General features: G+C 59.4%; 13 protein-coding genes. 4 read left to right on the top strand and 9 right to left on the bottom strand.

Annotated features, from left to right (window positions below):
- Positions 1 to 16 precede the first annotated feature (16 nt).
- From ABWV79_RS15020 to ABWV79_RS15005, 4 genes are all read left to right on the top strand, one after another.
- The gene (locus tag ABWV79_RS15020) at positions 17 to 394 is read left to right on the top strand and encodes a hypothetical protein (protein ID WP_353392867.1); all 378 of its coding nucleotides are present in this window, start codon (positions 17 to 19) and stop codon (positions 392 to 394) included.
- A 168-nt stretch (positions 395 to 562) separates the two neighbouring features.
- Positions 563 to 1,579, top strand: a complete 1,017-nt coding sequence (locus tag ABWV79_RS15015; protein WP_170755269.1) for a Fe(3+) ABC transporter substrate-binding protein — start codon at positions 563 to 565, stop codon at positions 1,577 to 1,579.
- A 112-nt stretch (positions 1,580 to 1,691) separates the two neighbouring features.
- Complete coding sequence (locus ABWV79_RS15010; protein ID WP_353392865.1) at positions 1,692 to 2,246, top strand: helix-turn-helix domain-containing protein; 555 nt, start codon at positions 1,692 to 1,694, stop codon at positions 2,244 to 2,246.
- Positions 2,243 to 2,761 (top strand): GNAT family N-acetyltransferase, encoded by a 519-nt coding sequence (locus ABWV79_RS15005; protein ID WP_353392863.1) that lies wholly within the window; start codon positions 2,243 to 2,245, stop codon positions 2,759 to 2,761. The genes ABWV79_RS15010 and ABWV79_RS15005 overlap by 4 nt, the downstream gene beginning before the upstream one ends.
- Here ABWV79_RS15005 and ABWV79_RS15000 read toward each other — a convergent pair.
- The 9 genes from ABWV79_RS15000 to ABWV79_RS14960 form a co-directional block, all read right to left on the bottom strand.
- Positions 2,758 to 3,483: a response regulator gene (locus ABWV79_RS15000; RefSeq protein WP_170755266.1), complete on the bottom strand. Its 726-nt coding sequence runs from the start codon at positions 3,481 to 3,483 to the stop codon at positions 2,758 to 2,760. The two genes, ABWV79_RS15005 and ABWV79_RS15000, sit on opposite strands and share 4 nt — an antisense overlap.
- Positions 3,484 to 3,572: 89 nt before the next feature.
- Positions 3,573 to 4,817 (bottom strand): molybdopterin molybdotransferase MoeA, encoded by a 1,245-nt coding sequence (locus ABWV79_RS14995; RefSeq protein WP_353392862.1) that lies wholly within the window; start codon positions 4,815 to 4,817, stop codon positions 3,573 to 3,575.
- Positions 4,810 to 5,295 carry a plastocyanin/azurin family copper-binding protein gene (locus ABWV79_RS14990; RefSeq protein WP_353392860.1) on the bottom strand — a complete coding sequence of 162 codons (486 nt, stop codon included), beginning with the start codon at positions 5,293 to 5,295 and terminating at the stop codon, positions 4,810 to 4,812. Before ABWV79_RS14990 ends, ABWV79_RS14995 begins: the two co-directional genes overlap by 8 nt.
- Before the next feature lie 16 nt (positions 5,296 to 5,311).
- Entirely contained in the window at positions 5,312 to 7,519 is a 2,208-nt protein-coding gene (locus ABWV79_RS14985; protein ID WP_353392859.1) for a HEAT repeat domain-containing protein, read from the bottom strand.
- A 167-nt stretch (positions 7,520 to 7,686) separates the two neighbouring features.
- Entirely contained in the window at positions 7,687 to 10,368 is a 2,682-nt protein-coding gene (locus tag ABWV79_RS14980; protein WP_353392857.1) for an arsenate reductase (azurin) large subunit, read from the bottom strand.
- A 17-nt stretch (positions 10,369 to 10,385) separates the two neighbouring features.
- Positions 10,386 to 10,955 carry an arsenate reductase (azurin) small subunit gene (locus tag ABWV79_RS14975; protein ID WP_170724694.1) on the bottom strand — a complete coding sequence of 190 codons (570 nt, stop codon included), beginning with the start codon at positions 10,953 to 10,955 and terminating at the stop codon, positions 10,386 to 10,388.
- Between the two features lie 5 nt (positions 10,956 to 10,960).
- On the bottom strand, positions 10,961 to 12,148 hold the full coding sequence (locus ABWV79_RS14970) for a cytochrome-c peroxidase (protein WP_353392855.1): 1,188 nt from the start codon (positions 12,146 to 12,148) through the stop codon (positions 10,961 to 10,963).
- Positions 12,149 to 12,159: 11 nt separating this feature from the next.
- On the bottom strand, positions 12,160 to 13,266 hold the full coding sequence (locus tag ABWV79_RS14965) for a cytochrome-c peroxidase (RefSeq protein WP_353392853.1): 1,107 nt from the start codon (positions 13,264 to 13,266) through the stop codon (positions 12,160 to 12,162).
- A gap of 138 nt (positions 13,267 to 13,404) precedes the next feature.
- The gene (locus tag ABWV79_RS14960; protein ID WP_353392851.1) at positions 13,405 to 15,618 is read right to left on the bottom strand and encodes an ATP-binding protein; all 2,214 of its coding nucleotides are present in this window, start codon (positions 15,616 to 15,618) and stop codon (positions 13,405 to 13,407) included.
- Between the last annotated feature and the right edge of the window lie 17 nt (positions 15,619 to 15,635).

Genomic DNA, 15,635 nt, shown 5'->3' with positions numbered 1-15,635 from the left:
TTTGCGGAGGGCGAAAATGTACAGTCAGGATTCCTTTTTTGATCTGTCCGCGTGGGGACAGGTCGGGCTTGTCTTCATCAGCCTCACTCTGTTTCTGATGATGGTGCTTTTGGCCCGGCGCTGCCTGAGACGTTTGCCGATATGGGCAAGGTTTCTGGGGGCGCTGATCCTTTTCTGGGTGTTTGTGTCGGCCTCGCCGCAGGTTTACTACATGTATTATCGCATGATCATTCCGGATTTGCCGCTGCAATGGGTCATCTGGCCACCAAAAAACGCCGTTATCCCTTTTGAAATGCTGTTTTTCTCGCACCAGAAAAACCTCAGCGCGCATGGGCAAGGCATACTCGGATGGGCCATTATTCTGGCCGCTGTTTTGCAACGTAGGCACCCTTAACGCCTTTCGGATATTCTGCACGTCAAGGTTAGTGCGTTGCGCCTTTCCAGCAGCGACCATTTTGACCAACTAATTTTGTCAGTTTTTCTTGCATCCCCGCCAGAATCGTTTAATTGACCAAATCAGTCGGGTTATTGCCCGCCACGACATTCAAAGTTGGGACACATGATGCTGAAATCCTCCACTTGTATTGCTGCCGCTCTGACGGCCCTTATTGCGACCTCTGCCGCGGCTGAGGGCGAGCTGAACCTCTATTCCTCGCGCCATTATGACACCGACGAACGCCTTTATTCGGATTTTGAAGAGGCCACTGGCATCACCATCAACCGTATCGAAGGCAAGGCCGATGAGCTGATCGCCCGAATGGAAGCCGAAGGTGCGAACTCACCTGCCGACATTCTGCTGACCGTCGATACTTCTCGCCTTGCCCGCGCCAAGAATGCAGGCATCCTGCAAGCGATCGACAGCGCGGTTCTGGAAGAGCGTATCCCTGCCAACCTGCAGGACGAAGACAACCAGTGGTACGGTTTCTCACAACGCGCGCGAATTATCTTCTTTGACAAAGCCGACGTCGCGAACCCGCCGGCCAACTATCTGGATCTGGCCAAGCCGGAATACAAAGGTTTGGTCTGCATCCGGTCGTCCAGCAACACCTATAACCAAACGCTGCTTGCTGCGATCATCACCAACCATGGTGCCGAGGCCGCGAAAACCTGGGCCGAAGGCGTTGTCGCCAACATGGCACGTGACCCGCAGGGCGGTGACACCGATCAGCTGCGCGGGATCGTCTCGGGTGAATGCGAAATTGCCGTTTCCAACTCTTACTACTTCGCCCGCGCACTGCGTAAAGACGTGAAGGGCCTGAGCGCGGATATCGACATGATCGGCATTCAGTTTCCCGCACAAGACGCGGAAGGCGCCCATATGAACCTGTCAGGTGCGGGCATCGCAGCCCATGCGCCGAACAAAGAGAACGCAGTGAAGTTCCTTGAATACCTCGCAGGCGAACAGGCACAGGTCTACTTCTCGAACGGCAATGATGAATTTCCCGCGGTCGAAGGTGTCGCTTTGGCCGAAAACGTTGCTTCGCTGGGTGAGTTCAAAGCGGATACAGTGAACCTGTCCGAAGTTGCCAAGAACATCCCCGAAGCACAAAAAATCTTCAACGAAGTTGGCTGGCAATAATCCTCTAGACCAGACAACGGGAAAGGGCGCGGTTTTCCGCGCTCTTTTTTGTTGTATTGTAATAAAATTTATCAATAATCTCATAAAAGGAAATGATTCTCATATTTGATAAATGTTGGATGATCTCTCAAACCGCCTCGCCAACCGATTAAACGAGCTGCGCCTGATGCGCGGTTGGTCCTTGGACCAACTGGCAGAACGCAGCTCTGTCAGCCGCGCCACTTTATCCCGGCTCGAAAAGGGGGGCGTGAGTCCGACCGCAGAAACGCTCGGCCGGTTGTGTGCCGCCTACGGCTTGCCCATGTCGCGCCTGTTGATGATGGTGGAAGACAGCTTTGCACCACGGGTTCCCTTGGAACGTCAACCTGAATGGCGCGACCCTGAAACCGGGTTCACGCGCAGGTCGGTTTCGCCCCCGGCCACCGGTCTGAGCGGTGAGGTCATGGAGGGGCACCTACCGTCTTCGACAGTTATCACCTATGACGCACCCCCGAAGCCGGGACAGGAGCACCATCTGATCATGCTGGACGGCGCTTTGACGCTAACAGTGGACGGCGTGGCGCACGACCTGACGGCCGGAGATTGCCTGCGCTATCACCTTTCCGGTTCGACCCGGTTTGAAACCTCAACCAAGCGCGGTGCGCGTTACTTGTTGGTGCTGATATGATCGAACGTTTGACCTCATCGGATCTGGACGGCGCATTGGACGATTTGGCGGGTATTCTGCACGCCTGTGTGCATGACGGTGCCAGCGTAGGATTCATCCTGCCCTTTCCGCCTGAACAAGCACGCGCCTATTGGCTAAACCATGTATGGTCCGGTGTTGCCGGGAACGAGCTGGATCTATTTGTGGTCCGCAACGCCCAGCATGTCTTGGGGACGGTTCAACTTATACCGGCCAAAATGCCGAACCAACCGCACAGGGCAGATGTCGCTAAACTGCTGGTGCATCCAAATGCCCGCCACCAAGGACTGGGCCGCGCTTTGATGGCCGCCTTGGAAGAGCGCGCTGCTCAACTCGGGCGCAATGTGTTGGTTCTGGACACGCGCAGTTCAGACCCGTCGCTGCGACTGTATCAAAGCCTTGGTTTCCAGATCGCCGGCGAGATTCCGAACTATTGCCGCAACCCGTTCGATGACCGGCTGGAACCCACAACGTTCATGTACAAAAACCTGCATTAGGCGCTGGTTTTCCGGACATTTGCGGCAAAGCAATAGCCGATCCCGTGAACGGTCTTGATAAAGGCCGGCGCGGCGGGATCAGCTTCGATTTTCTTTCGCAGACGCATGATATGGACGTCGATGGTCCGGTCTCCGACGACGATGTCTCGCCCGCGCGCCTTGTCCAGCAGCTGATCGCGCGAGAACACCACATGAGGATTGGTGACAAAGGCCAACAGCACCTCGAATTCGGTGGTGGTCAGTGGTGTGGCCTCGGGCGCGCCGGACGCGGTCAGGGTCCGCTCGTTCACGTTCAGCACCCAGTCCCCGAAGGTGATCGTTTGGGACTCGGAACCGTTGGTGGGTTTGTCGTCAGGTTTTGACCGACGCAGAACGGTACGGATGCGGGCCAGAACCTCGCGCGCCTCGAACGGTTTGGTGATGTAGTCATCCGCCCCAAATTCCAGCCCGACGACCCGGTCGAAAATCTCATCCCGGCCGGAGACCACGATAATTGGAATGTTCGAGTTCATCCGCAACTCGCGCGTGATGTCGAACCCGTTGCGGCCGGGCAACCCGATATCCAGCAGGATCAGATCAACTTCGGCCCGCGCCAGAACAGCATCCATCGCATCGCCATCGGCCACGCACGTGACTGCGCAGCCCTGCTTTTCAAGGTAACGCTGCAGAAAAGACGTGATCTGCGGGTCGTCATCGACCACAAGGATATGTTCTTGAACCATATTCGAGTCCGGGCGGGCAAAGTGGGCTGGCGCGGAACTGTTGTAGCCGCAGCCCCCCGACACTTGCAAGAACGAGCTCTGCCCCGACATCAGAACCGCAGGAAAGACAAGCTATGGCCCTGCGGCAAGGCTTCGGTTTCCGCAGGGATCACCGCCAGCCCATCCGACTGCGCCAACAGCGCAACACGTCCGCTGTAGGACGCCGCCATCAGGCGCAGACGCGGTGTTCCGTCAGGCTCTGCCCCCTCGATCACAACGGGTCGGTATTCCTGACGACCGGCCCGGCGGCTCAGCGGCTCGGACAGAACCGCTTGTTCCGGGGTCTGAGACGCGTGATGCAAACCGGCGCGCCGCGCCATCATGTGCGATCCAACAATCTGCCATGTGACATAGGCTGAAACCGGATTGCCCGGCAGCCCAACATAAAGCGCATCCCCGCGCCGCCCGAACATTATCGGCTTGCCCGGTTTCATCGCCACTTTCATCACATCCGGCTTGCCGCCGATGGCCTCGAACAGACGCGGCATGTGGTCTTCATCTCCGACCGATACGCCGCCCGTGGTGATGATCAGATCAGAGCTGTCGCAAGCCTCTCGCAGCACCTGTTCCAGCTTGGCGGGGTTGTCCTCGACCGGGCCTTTGTCGGTCAGGGCGATCCACGGCTTGTCCAGCAGCGCCCGCAGCATATAGCGGTTCGAGTTGTAGATTTGCCCCGGTCCCAACGCCTCGCCGGGTTGTTGCAGCTCGCTACCGGTGGAAAAGATCGTGACTTTCAACTTGCGGTACACCGTGACCTCGCCATAGCCGGACGATGCCAGCGCGGCGGCCTCGCGCGCGGTGATCTCACAACCACGGCGCAGGATCGGGGCGCCAGCCTTCAGGTCTTCGCCGACACGGCGGATGTGCTGGCCTGGCTTGGGGCGACGCGAGAACCGAATGCCTTGGGCGGTGGCATCACAATCTTCCTGCATCAAAATGGTGTCGAAATCCGGCGGGACCGGCGCGCCCGTGAATATCCGCAGCGCACTGCCCGCAGGCGCGTCATGTGCGCCGCTATCCCCGGCAGCGATCCGTCCCGCGACGGGCAGTTCAAACAGCGGACCATCGCCCAAATCGGCAGTACGCACCGCATAGCCATCCATCGCCGAGTTATCAAAAGCGGGCATATCCACCTTGCTGGTGCAATCCTCGGCCAGCACCCGCCCAATAGCGTCTATCAACGGCAGGGTTTCCGTTTCGGTGATCGGGTTGGCCACCGACAGGCCCTTGGTCAGGGCCTGGGAAACCGTCAGAAACATATGAGCGTGCCGGTCGCAGGCGCAGCCATCAGCCATTTTGAGCCTCCAGATATGTAAAGAGTTCCTCGAACTCCGCGCGCTCCGCCTCGCCGATATTGGGCAGGTGGGCGCGGGCGTCCTCGAGATTTGCGTTGGGGTCGCCCACCACCAACAGCATAACCATGCCGTGCCGGCCATGAACGCGGCAGCGAATGCCATAGACGCCTTCATGCTCGAAGGTCAGATCCAGCTCGGGCTTGCCGCGAATTTCGAAACTGCGTGCGCCCTCGGGAATCATCGGACGGATGGATGTCACTGTATGCCGCCCGGTCGAGCCCTTGAACCGCACCATGGAACCAGCGGGCACTTGCAGGAACTTGGGTTCGAATCGAAACGCATGGGCCGGGGTGTCTGCACTCAGGTCGATGATCTGGTGAACGACGGCAACGTCAGGGAGGTCATCGGCATAAAGGGCGGGAGCAATGGTCATTGCGCCCGCCAATATCGCTGCAGCCAGTTTCAGCGAAATGCTCATCTGTCCCTCCGGGCATTCAGGCTGCCCGTGCAGGTTCCCCCAACAGATCAGCCAATGCGTTTATCATAACCGGCCATTGCGCGCGGCGGTCTTCGTCGCGCAGTTCGGCCAGCAGTTCGCGGCCAATGGACACGATCGCTGGGGCGCTGTCCTTGACATAGGTCACAATACGCTGCTCGGGGTTGGCCAGCAGGAAAGGTACGATGGCCGCCCCTGCCTGATCCGGCGCGGTTTCCGACAGCAGCCGCATGGCTGCCTGACGGACAGGGGCCGAGACATCATCCAACAGGCTGCGCGCCACGTCAGGCGTGCCGTCCCATCGGGTCAGGATATGCATAGCGTCGATGCGGAACGGCGTATCGCCGGTTTTCACCATCGCACGCAGCTTACCCCGCAGGTTGTCCTGCGGCGGCAGATCAGCTTGTTGCAGCAGCTTCAATGCTTGCAGAGAAAGCGCGGAGTCTGTGTGCGACAACCCCTTGGTGATCAAATCGACCAGCTGGTCTTGATCCAATTCCGCACCATGGCGCGTGACGGCCGCACCCAGCGCGGCAAACGCCTGCTGCGCGATCTCGGTTTCCGGGTCTTGCGCAATCTGCGCCAGCATGACCTGCATTCCCTTGACCTCGCCCAACAGGCGGATGGCGGACATGCGGGTTTCACGCTGCAGCGCATCGGCATCGTCGTCCAGTGCCACGCGGCGGCGCTTAGGATGACGGGTTGCCTTGGCCAGCAGCGCCTGTTCGCGCGGAGTCAGGGGTTGCACCTCATCCTCTTGCGCTTCCTGCGTCATCTCGGCGGCAATCGCGTCATGTCCCAGGATCGCACCAAGGCTTGAGGTCGGGCCATTCTCGCCGCCATCGGACACATCCAACCCGGCCTCTTCCAGCGCGGCGATATCGGTTGGCTGGGTCTCTTCTTCTGCGGCTTCGTCGGCAGCAACAGGCATCGGGGCCAGCGCAAAGGACAGCAGCAACTCGCGCCCTTGTTGCTGGTTCACATGCGGACGGTCGGGATCCGTTACGATCATCGCCAGCGACGCAACGGACTTCAACCGTACTGACCGGAAGGGCGCGCGGCAGGCGCGTTGCAGCCATTCTGCCGCCTCACGAAGGGGCGAGTTCGCCAGCGCATCGACGATAGCCCATTGCAGGCGCTCGGCCTTGAGGTCATCGGCATCGACCGAGAAAAGCGCATTCAGCCGATCCGCCACCAATTCCGGAGCCAGCGCCGCCAGCAGGCCTAGCGCCTGCGCGGACACTTCGGGCTGTTGACCGGTGGCGAGGAAATCCAGCACCTGCCAGCGCAGATCATCCTGATCGGCAATCGGCGTTGTGCGATCCAGCCGCTCAATCAGCGCCAGTTGCACTTTGGCACCGGGGTCGCGCATCATGCGGTCCAGCAGCTCGGGTTCCGAAAACCCAGCCTGCTCCAGCGCGGCAATACGGATGTCCTCGACCGCATCGGTAAGCGCCTGTTCAACCAGCGCTACATCGGTGGGCATCAGCGCCTCATAGGCGATCAGGCGTACGGCCCCGTCCTTGTCGGTAACCGCCTTGCGCAGGATCGCTTCGGCCTCCGCCCCACCGATTGCGGCGAGCGTCCGCAAGGCACGATGGCGCAGGCGGCGGTTCGAGGATTGCGTGAAAACGCCCAGCGTCGGCACTGATGCCTCACCAATCCGGCCCAGCGCTTCGCAGGCCACATCACCCAGTTCCTGCCCGTCTTCGTCCATCAGGGCCATGACGATGGGTTCAATCGCCGCCACATCGCCCATCCGGCCCAGCGCTTTGATCGAGGCGATCTGCGTGTCGAGCCAGTCGTCCCATTCGTCCTGGTGCAGCTCATCCTCGTCCCATGTGATGTCCTCGCCGCGCCCGGTGACGAGGGTGCGCAGGTAAGGCGCTGCGTCTTCGGATTTCAACTCGGCCAGAGCGGTGACGCAGGCCAGTTTTACCTCGCCACACGGATCGTGGATCAGGTTTTCCAGCAGTTGCGGTGCTGCGTCCTGAACACCCAGCGCGCCCAGCGCTTGGGCGGCGTCCTGACGGACGTCTTCATCGTCATCCAGCAAAGCCTCGACCAAAGCCGGACTATTGGCGGCGCCAATGGCACTCAGGGCCTGAATGGCGCGCAGGCGGATCACGTCATATTCGGATTTTGCGTAGTCAGAGAACAGGCTGGTGGCCTCATCACGCAGGGCGGTATCGGAATGCATGTTCATATCGGGTCTGCCATGTTTTGCGGTTGGGTGGGGTTGGGTGAAAGTGGAAGGCAGATTTCCCAACCGATACCTGCCTTCCAGTTAGGCCGGGGACGCCCGGCCCATGGTCCCTTCTGCAGTGGGACCAGACCCGGGGGGCGGCATGGCGACCGCCCCCCGGAAAGCCGTCAGGCGATGTCGCGCGGAGCGAAGGACATCGTGCGGAACGAGGTCTTGTAGGGGCTCGGCCCCAGTTTCCGCAGCTTGGCAACGCCCATCTTGTAGTTGTAGTTGCCACTGATCCAGTCGACGATCCGGCCCTCAAGCGCGTTCGCGGGCTGCTGCATGTGCAGGAAGTCCATGTAGACCACGCTTTTCTTGATGGCGGGCGTGACCATGGCCACGGCGGTGATCGCCGCTTTGGTCAGTTCGATATGCCCGTTCTCCATCAGTTTCGAGAACTGGAAGTCATCGCCTTCCACACCCAGCAGCGTGGTCTTGTTGCCCGGAACGCGTTCCGAGTAGACCATCACGTAGTCGCCGCTTTCGATGCCGCGTTCAGCCGCATCGTCGGGGTGGATTTCGACCCAGTTTTCCGGCCAGCGCTGCACGATATACGGGCGGCGACGGTCATCAAAGCCAGACTGCCAGCGTTCGTTGATCCGACCGGAGGTCGCCCACAACTCGCCTTCTTCCTTGTTGGGTTTCAGCCATTCCCAATAGTCCGAGAACAGACCCCACGGCGATTTCTGGATGTTGCACTTGCCGGTCTGACTGTTGAAATGCGTCAGCTTCTTGTTGAACACATCCGCACCAGCCGCACCGGTATCGGGCAGTTCGCGGGTTGTGTCGTGCAGACGCTTGGTTTCAATCAGCGTAACCCCGTCGGCATCCAGCATGACCGGGCATTGCACGCCGTCGGTGCCGAATTCACGGACCTTCTGGTGCAGACCTTTGCCTTCCTTCTTGGCCAGACGATAGACCGCGTGGAAGTCCTTGCGCGACCCGCGGGTAAAGCGCACGGCCTCTTCGGCGACCTCGTTCGAGTTCTGCCAGTCGAACCCGTCAAAGCCCATCCGCTGTGCCAGTTGCGCAATGATCCACCAGTCGGGCTTGGCCGCGCCCGGCGCATCATAGAACTTCTGATACAGACGCAGACGGCGTTCGCCGTTGGCGCGCAGGAAGTCTTCCTCACCCCAGGTCGCTGCAGGGAACACGATGTCGGCGTAGCGGTTGCCGATCGGGTCTTGCAGATAGATGTCCTGGTTGATCACCACCATACCGCCGCTGTCGGCGCGGGCCTTCAGCGTATCGATCATCTCTTGCTTGTCGAAAGAGGCGATCTGATGCGAGTTGCGGACGGTCAGTTCCTCGAACTTGTCGGCCAGTTGCTGGCTGCCGCACATGGACTGGATCCATGTTGTGCCGATCACGTGGGCCATACGGGTATGACCTGCGATCAGATACCGGTCGGTATCCATGGCGCGGCGACGGCGACCGGGCAGTTTCTCGGGCGATTTGTTGCGCGGGTATTTCCCGCCCTTCACGCCGCCCCGCTGGTGACCACCGGCCCGGCCAATGACTTGACCCGGACGACCGCCACAGCCACAGATGATGCCCAGCGCGGAAATCGCCTGTGTGTTGCCGGTGTTGTTGGACCAGTAGAACCCTTTCTCGATCATGACCGAGGTTTTGGGCCGTGTGCCATCCGCCTTGGGTTTGGCCAGCCATTCGGCGGCAGTATAGATTTTCTGCACGTCGATTTCGGCCATGGCGGCAGCATTTTCAGGCGAGAACTCGTCCTGCGACAGCAGCCACTCTTTCCAGTCTTCAAAGCCTTTGGTCTGGAACTTGCCCCAGGTCGTACGCCACTGCCATGGCGTGTTCCGGGTGCCCTGACCGAAGCCGGATGAGCTTTCCCACTTGTTGTTGACCCATTTCTTGATCCAGTCGCTGTCTTCCCAGCCATTTTCCACGATGACGCGGGCAATGGCGTTGACGACCAGCAGGTCAGTGCCAGGCAGAACGTCGATATGCAAGCCACCCATCTTGACCGCATGGGCCACACCGGCCGAGCTGCGCGGGATCAGATAGATCTCTTTCTGACCGTTCTGCATCCCCTTCATCATCCACTGGGTATAGAGGATGGTCTTGGTCTCATACGGGTCGGTGCCGCAAACCAGAAGGGTTTCCGCATCACGCCAGTCTTCGTAGGACGGGCCGAAGTTGTCGAAACCCGCATCCCGGAAACCGGGGGTCGAGGTCACGTCGGACGGCGTGTCGTGGAAGGTGAAGTTCGCGGTGTTGATGTGGCGCAGCGCGTATTTCGAGATCGCATAGGTGTTCTCGATATACTGATAGCTGAAGGTTTTCACGCCATAGGCATTGGTGCCGTGCTTGGCGATGACGTGGTTGCCCACCTCAGCCGCCACATCCAGCGCCAAATCCCACGGAACCGGCATCAGCGTGCCATAGATCCGCATCAGCGGTGTCTTCAGGCGATCACGAGTCGGTGTCTGCGGGTTATAGCATTTCTGTGCGATACACCCGCCCCGCAAGGAACTGTCGCCGTCGGTGTTGACGTATTGCGTGTCCTTGTCCGGGATGATCACCACGTGGTGCGGCTGACCTTTGTGCAGAACGATATTGTGCTGGTTCGGCGCGACCCAAGCACCCAGCGGTGCAACGGGGAAATCCTCGCCAAATGCGTTTTCGTCTGCAGTGGGGCCACCGGGTTTGGCCGTCACGGGCCAGCGGTAGACTTTGTAACCACAGGCCACGATGCAATAGTCGCAGGCGGTCGAGATGACCTCGGCGCCTTTGGGCGGCAGCGGGACGTTGGTTTCGGGTACGTAATACGGGGTTGCCATGTGAGTATCCCCTTCCCTTATGCAATCAGGTTGTCGTAGCGGCCGTAGATCAGGCCGAACATGCCGACGGCGTAGATGTCATCACCGTCCAGTTCCAAAAGGACCTGCGGCAGCGACTGATAGGCTTGCCCCGAAACGAGGATGCCATGCCGTGTCACGTCATAGGTGGACAGGTGCAGCGGGCACGGGCCCAGCACCTTATGTTCGGGTTTGTAGCTGTCATACATCGACCCGCCTTGGTGGGTGCAGGTGAGGTTGAAGGCCACAACGTCCTTTTGCGGACCGATTCCGCCGCCACTTTCCACGCCGGTTTTCACAAGGATCGAGTCTGAATAGTCGCCCTCATCGGGGTAGTAGAACTCGACCGGGACGTCCTGTTCCAGCTCGGAGAGTTTGCCGATCAGCTTGCGCGGATAGGTGGACACAAGGGCAGGAACCTGTTCGGCCTGGCCGTGGCGAGTGGGCATGGCCACCATCACGGCAAAGGTTGTTGCGCCCGAGGCGAACAGGAACTGGCGGCGGTTCACGGTGCAGGCCTTCTTGGCCTCACCCGAACAGCTGCATCCGGTTGCGTTATGATCTTTCATGACGCTTACTCCTCTGCTGCAACCGCAGAAAGCGGCTGGTAATCCGGCAGATCGGGCTCTTCGACCAAGATCTCGTCACCGGACAGGGATTTCAGGAAGGCCACCAGATCCGCCTTTTCCTGATCGTTCAGGCCAAGCGGCTGGATCAGATCGGATTTGGTTGCTGCGAATTCATTCTCGCCACCGCCCTGGTTGTAGAATTCAACTACGTCCTCGAGCGTCTCCAACATGCCGTTATGCATGTAGGGTTCGGTATAGAGGGTGTAGCGCAGGCTTGGCGTGCGGAACTTGCCCAGATCGGCCTTTTCCTTGGTGCGGAAATAGAAACCGGGGTCGTCTTTGGTGTGGCGATAGAAATCCTCGGTCGAGCCTTTGGCATAGAGCTCATACCGGAAGGTCACTTGCGCCAGACCGTCATCTTCCCAGCCGCTATAAGGTGGAACGCCGGTGTTGTAGTATTTCTCGTCCGACAGCAGCGCGCCGTTGTGGCATTCGGAACATTGCGCCTTGCCGGTGAACAGCTCCAGCCCGCGTTTCTGTTCGTCGGTCAGCGCCGCATCATCCCCACGCAGATAGTTGTCGAAGGGCGTGTCGGTCTGAACGATTGTGCGTTCAAACGCAGCGATTGCGCGCCATGCGTTGCTGATGCGCGGCCATTGATCGCCGAAGACATCGTTAAAGCGTTCGACATACTCGGGCACAAAGGCCAGGCGGGCCTCCATCATGTCGGCCTCGCCGTTGCCGGCGACTGCACCGCCTGCAGCGGATTTGGCCTGGCTTTCAAGGCTTTTACTTGATCCCGCCCAGAACAGCTTGCCGTAATAAGCCGAGTTCACGATGGTCTGGCTGTTGCGCCAGTGAGTCGTGCCGGGATAACCGAACGAGATCGGCGCTTCGACGTCCCAGCCCACATCGGGCAGGTGACAGGCCGAACACGGCGTCGTCTCGTTCCCGCCCAGACGAGGATCGAAGAACAGCATCTTGCCCAGTTCGATCTTGGCCTCTGTCTGCGGGTTGTCCAGCGGGATGGGCGGCTCGCCCAGCGCCACTAACGGCGCGTCCGGATCGGGGTCTGCGCCGCCTATACCGGCCTCAATCGCGATACTGTCCGCAGCGAACGCTTGCGAACCGATGGCGGCAAACAAGGCAGCGGTGGCGATTGTGCCTGAAAGGTAAGACTTAAGGTCTTTCATGGGTCCACTCCTCAGTTTGTCGTTTCACGCCAGTTTTCGATCGGCGCATAGTCCGTATCGATCTCTTCGGCGACGAATTCGGGCCCGGTCAGCGGCTCGCCGGACAGTGCCTTCAGGAAGGCCACCAGTTGCGCTTGTTCGGTCTCGGAAAGGTTCAGCGGCTTGATGCGCGGATCCTTGTTTTCATCGTCACCGCCACCGGCGTTGTAGAAGGCCACCACATCTTCGAGCGTTTCCATCGTGCCGTTGTGCATATACGGCGCGGTATAGGTCAGCTCGCGTAGCGTGGGGGTCATGAAGGTGCCGAACGTGTCGGCGGTGTGGGTGCGGATATACGCTCCGGGGTCGGCGCGCAGGTTCATGTAGTTCTCGACGCCGAGGAACTTCATCATCGTCACGAAGGTGATGTGACGGGTCGGGTCCGCCCAGATGTCAGGGTTGTCACCAACGCCGATATTGTGCGGCAGGTCATCGGTGAACCGTTCGCCCGAGTGGCACGAATTACAGCCGCTGGCGTTGAACAGCTCATAGCCCGCCTTGGCCTCGTCCGACATCTCTCCGGTGTCGAAGGGCGCGCCGCGCGAGATCAGCGTTTTCAGATATTCCGGGATCGCGTTGCGAACGCCACCGTTCGAAGGCTCACCAAATCCGGCGGCTTCGAACATCTCGACATAGACCGGGTCCTGCTTGATGCGTTCCTGCATCAGACGCATGTCCATGTTCATGGAATAGGTCTCGGTGATGCTTTCGCGGGTCACGTCATTCAGGTTGGTGCCTATCCGCCCGTCATGGAACCATGCCTCGCGCTTGGCGCTGTTGATCAGCGTCGGCACGTTGCGGAAATGCAGGTTGCCCGTATAAGCGTCCGACAAGGCTTGCCCGTCGGTGAACCCGTTTTCCGGCTGGTGGCAACTGGAACAGGACAGCGCAGCGTCGCCGGACAGTCGCGGATCAAAGAAAAGTCGTTTGCCAAGGGCCGCCTTGGCTGGGTCGAACTCTATGGCTTCTACCGGGCCCGGCTCATCCGCCTGGGCCTGGTGAACCGGGATCGCAGCGCTCATCGTCAGCAGCGAAACTGTCGACAGCGCCGAGAACCATGTTCTGGCTTTGGTCATCATCTAAAAGCCCCTTTATCGCTATTCCGATCACTCGGTTTGGCCGAGGACCGGCTGAGCGAACCTTAGGGGGGAGATGTGTCACCAGAATTTGAAATGGATTAAAGAGTGTGAAGAGTTGTGAAGAAATGTAACGAGACCCTAGGCCATAAGGCTCCGGATAATACGTGCAAGACTTTGAACATCATACGGTTTTTGCACCCGTACCGTTTGATCGCTTTCAGCCGGACTGTCTGCATCATCGAAATAACTACTGACAAGAATCGTCGGAACATCCGGTCGGACGGCCTGGACCGAGGCGATAAGGTCAGTGCCCATAAGCTCTGGCATCATCAAATCTGACACGATCACATCATAGCTGTCGGGCGCCGCCCGAAAGGCGTCCAACGCGCGCATTGGTTGCGAATAGGCCTCGACCCGGTAGCCATAGCGCGTCAGCAACCGGCGCGTGACATATAGAATGTTCTCATCGTCATCGACCAGCAGGATGTGTTCGTCCCCGGTGACGGCGCGGGCCTCTTGCTGCTGTTGCGCACTCAGAATCGGCATCATGGGATAGAACAGGCTGAACCGGGTCCCCTTGCCCGGCGTCGAGGAAAGTTCGACCCGCCCGCGGCATTCCTCGACGCTGTTGCGGACGATCGCCATACCCAGACCGGTGCCTTTCCCGACCGGTTTGGTAGAAAAGAAGGGTTCAAATATCTTCTCTTGCACCTCGGGCGTCATCCCCGGCCCGTCATCGGTCACATCCAGTCGGATCACCCCAATCGCATCGTCCGGCAGATCGTCAAGGGATTCATCCTCGGCCTGACTGATGCGCAACACAACGTCGCCCGGGTGATCGCCGATGGCTTCGAACGCGTTGTGGCACAGATTCAGCAGGGTCTGAAAAAACAGTGTACCGTCAAATTCAGCAAAAGCCTGTTCAATGTCGATGTCAAAGCGGGTCTTGACGCTGGGAGGAGCGGCGACCTTGATCAGGTCCAGCGCCTCTTGCGTGGCTTTGACCATATCGCCGCGTTGCGGATTTCGAGGCCGCTGGCGGGCAAAGGTCAACATCTTGCGCACCAGCGCCTGAGCGCGACGTGCCGCGATACGAATATGGTTGACCGAGGTCTGAATGTCCTCGTTGTCCTCGGCGTCCAACTCGATCAGCTCGGCATTTCCGATCACGCTCATCAGCACGTTGTTGAAGTCGTGCGCGACCGAACCTGCCAGAATGCCCACAGCCTCCATCTTCTGGACCTGCGCGAATTGCTCGCGCGTGCGGCGGGATTCGGTCATGTCCTCGCCGATACCGATATAGTGGGTGATGCTACCATTCTGATCGACCAGCGGGAAAATCGCGGTCGAAACCCAGTAATGCGTCCCGTCTTTGCGCAAGTTGCGAAACACACCGTACCAGCTTTGGCCACTTTTCAGCTTGGCCTTCAGGTCGCTATAGACCCCCTGCCCCGAATGCCCCGATTGCAGCATTTTGGGCGAATGGCCATAGACCTCGTGCGGACCGTACCCGCTGAGGTCAAAGAACTTTCGGTTGGCGTATTCAATCCTCAGATCGGTGTCGGTGATGATGATCGAGGCCGGGCTTTGTTCAACCGCCCGCGCCAGTTTGCGCTCGGCCAGTTCCACTTGTTCACGCAATGCAAGTTCGGCCTTCAGGCGACGGTTGGTGCGCAAGATATTGGCGATCAGCAAAGTGGTCAGGATCGCGATCACGCCCACCAAAACGATCAACCCCACCAGCAGAAACGAGAAATTTCGGACCAGACGTTCGCCGTCCGAGAACGCGCGCACCATACTGGACAGACTGCGGTCGCGCTCTTGCACCCACAGGGTTTCAAGGGTCTGCAACGCCGCCAGGGCGTCGCGGTCATCCACACGCACCAACGCATCGATCTGCTCTGCGCTCAGGCCTGCGGCGATACCCTCCTCGATCAAAGGGATATTGCCAGTGTATTCCATGGCCACGGCTTCGATCTGCGCTAACGCTTCCAATTCAGTGGGGGATGGGTCCGAGGCGCGATAGGCCGCGATGGTATCCAGCAGGCTTTGGGACTGCCGTCGCAGGCGTGGACCCAAATCGGGATCATTGCGCAGCACATAATTCTTGAAGTTGTGGATCAGTCCGCCATAGCCAAAGTCTTCGCGAATGTCCGATATCCAGTAGCCACGCGGTGTGGTCTCGACCGAATAGTCCTGCCATGCCATTCGCATGTCACCTATCCGGTTCCCGGTTTCACGGGACATATACAGAAAAACGGACAGAATGATCGCCAAAGCGATGCCAATCACAAATGCAACAGCCAGAGGCCGCTTCAGTGATCCATCTTCCTGTTGGGGGTTGCTGTCCATGTTTGTCCCCTATCCCG

It is taken from the genome of Ruegeria sp. HU-ET01832 (assembly GCF_040371315.1).
GTDB lineage: Bacteria > Pseudomonadota > Alphaproteobacteria > Rhodobacterales > Rhodobacteraceae > Ruegeria > Ruegeria lacuscaerulensis_A.
This window is presented reverse-complemented; position numbering and strand designations above follow the sequence as displayed.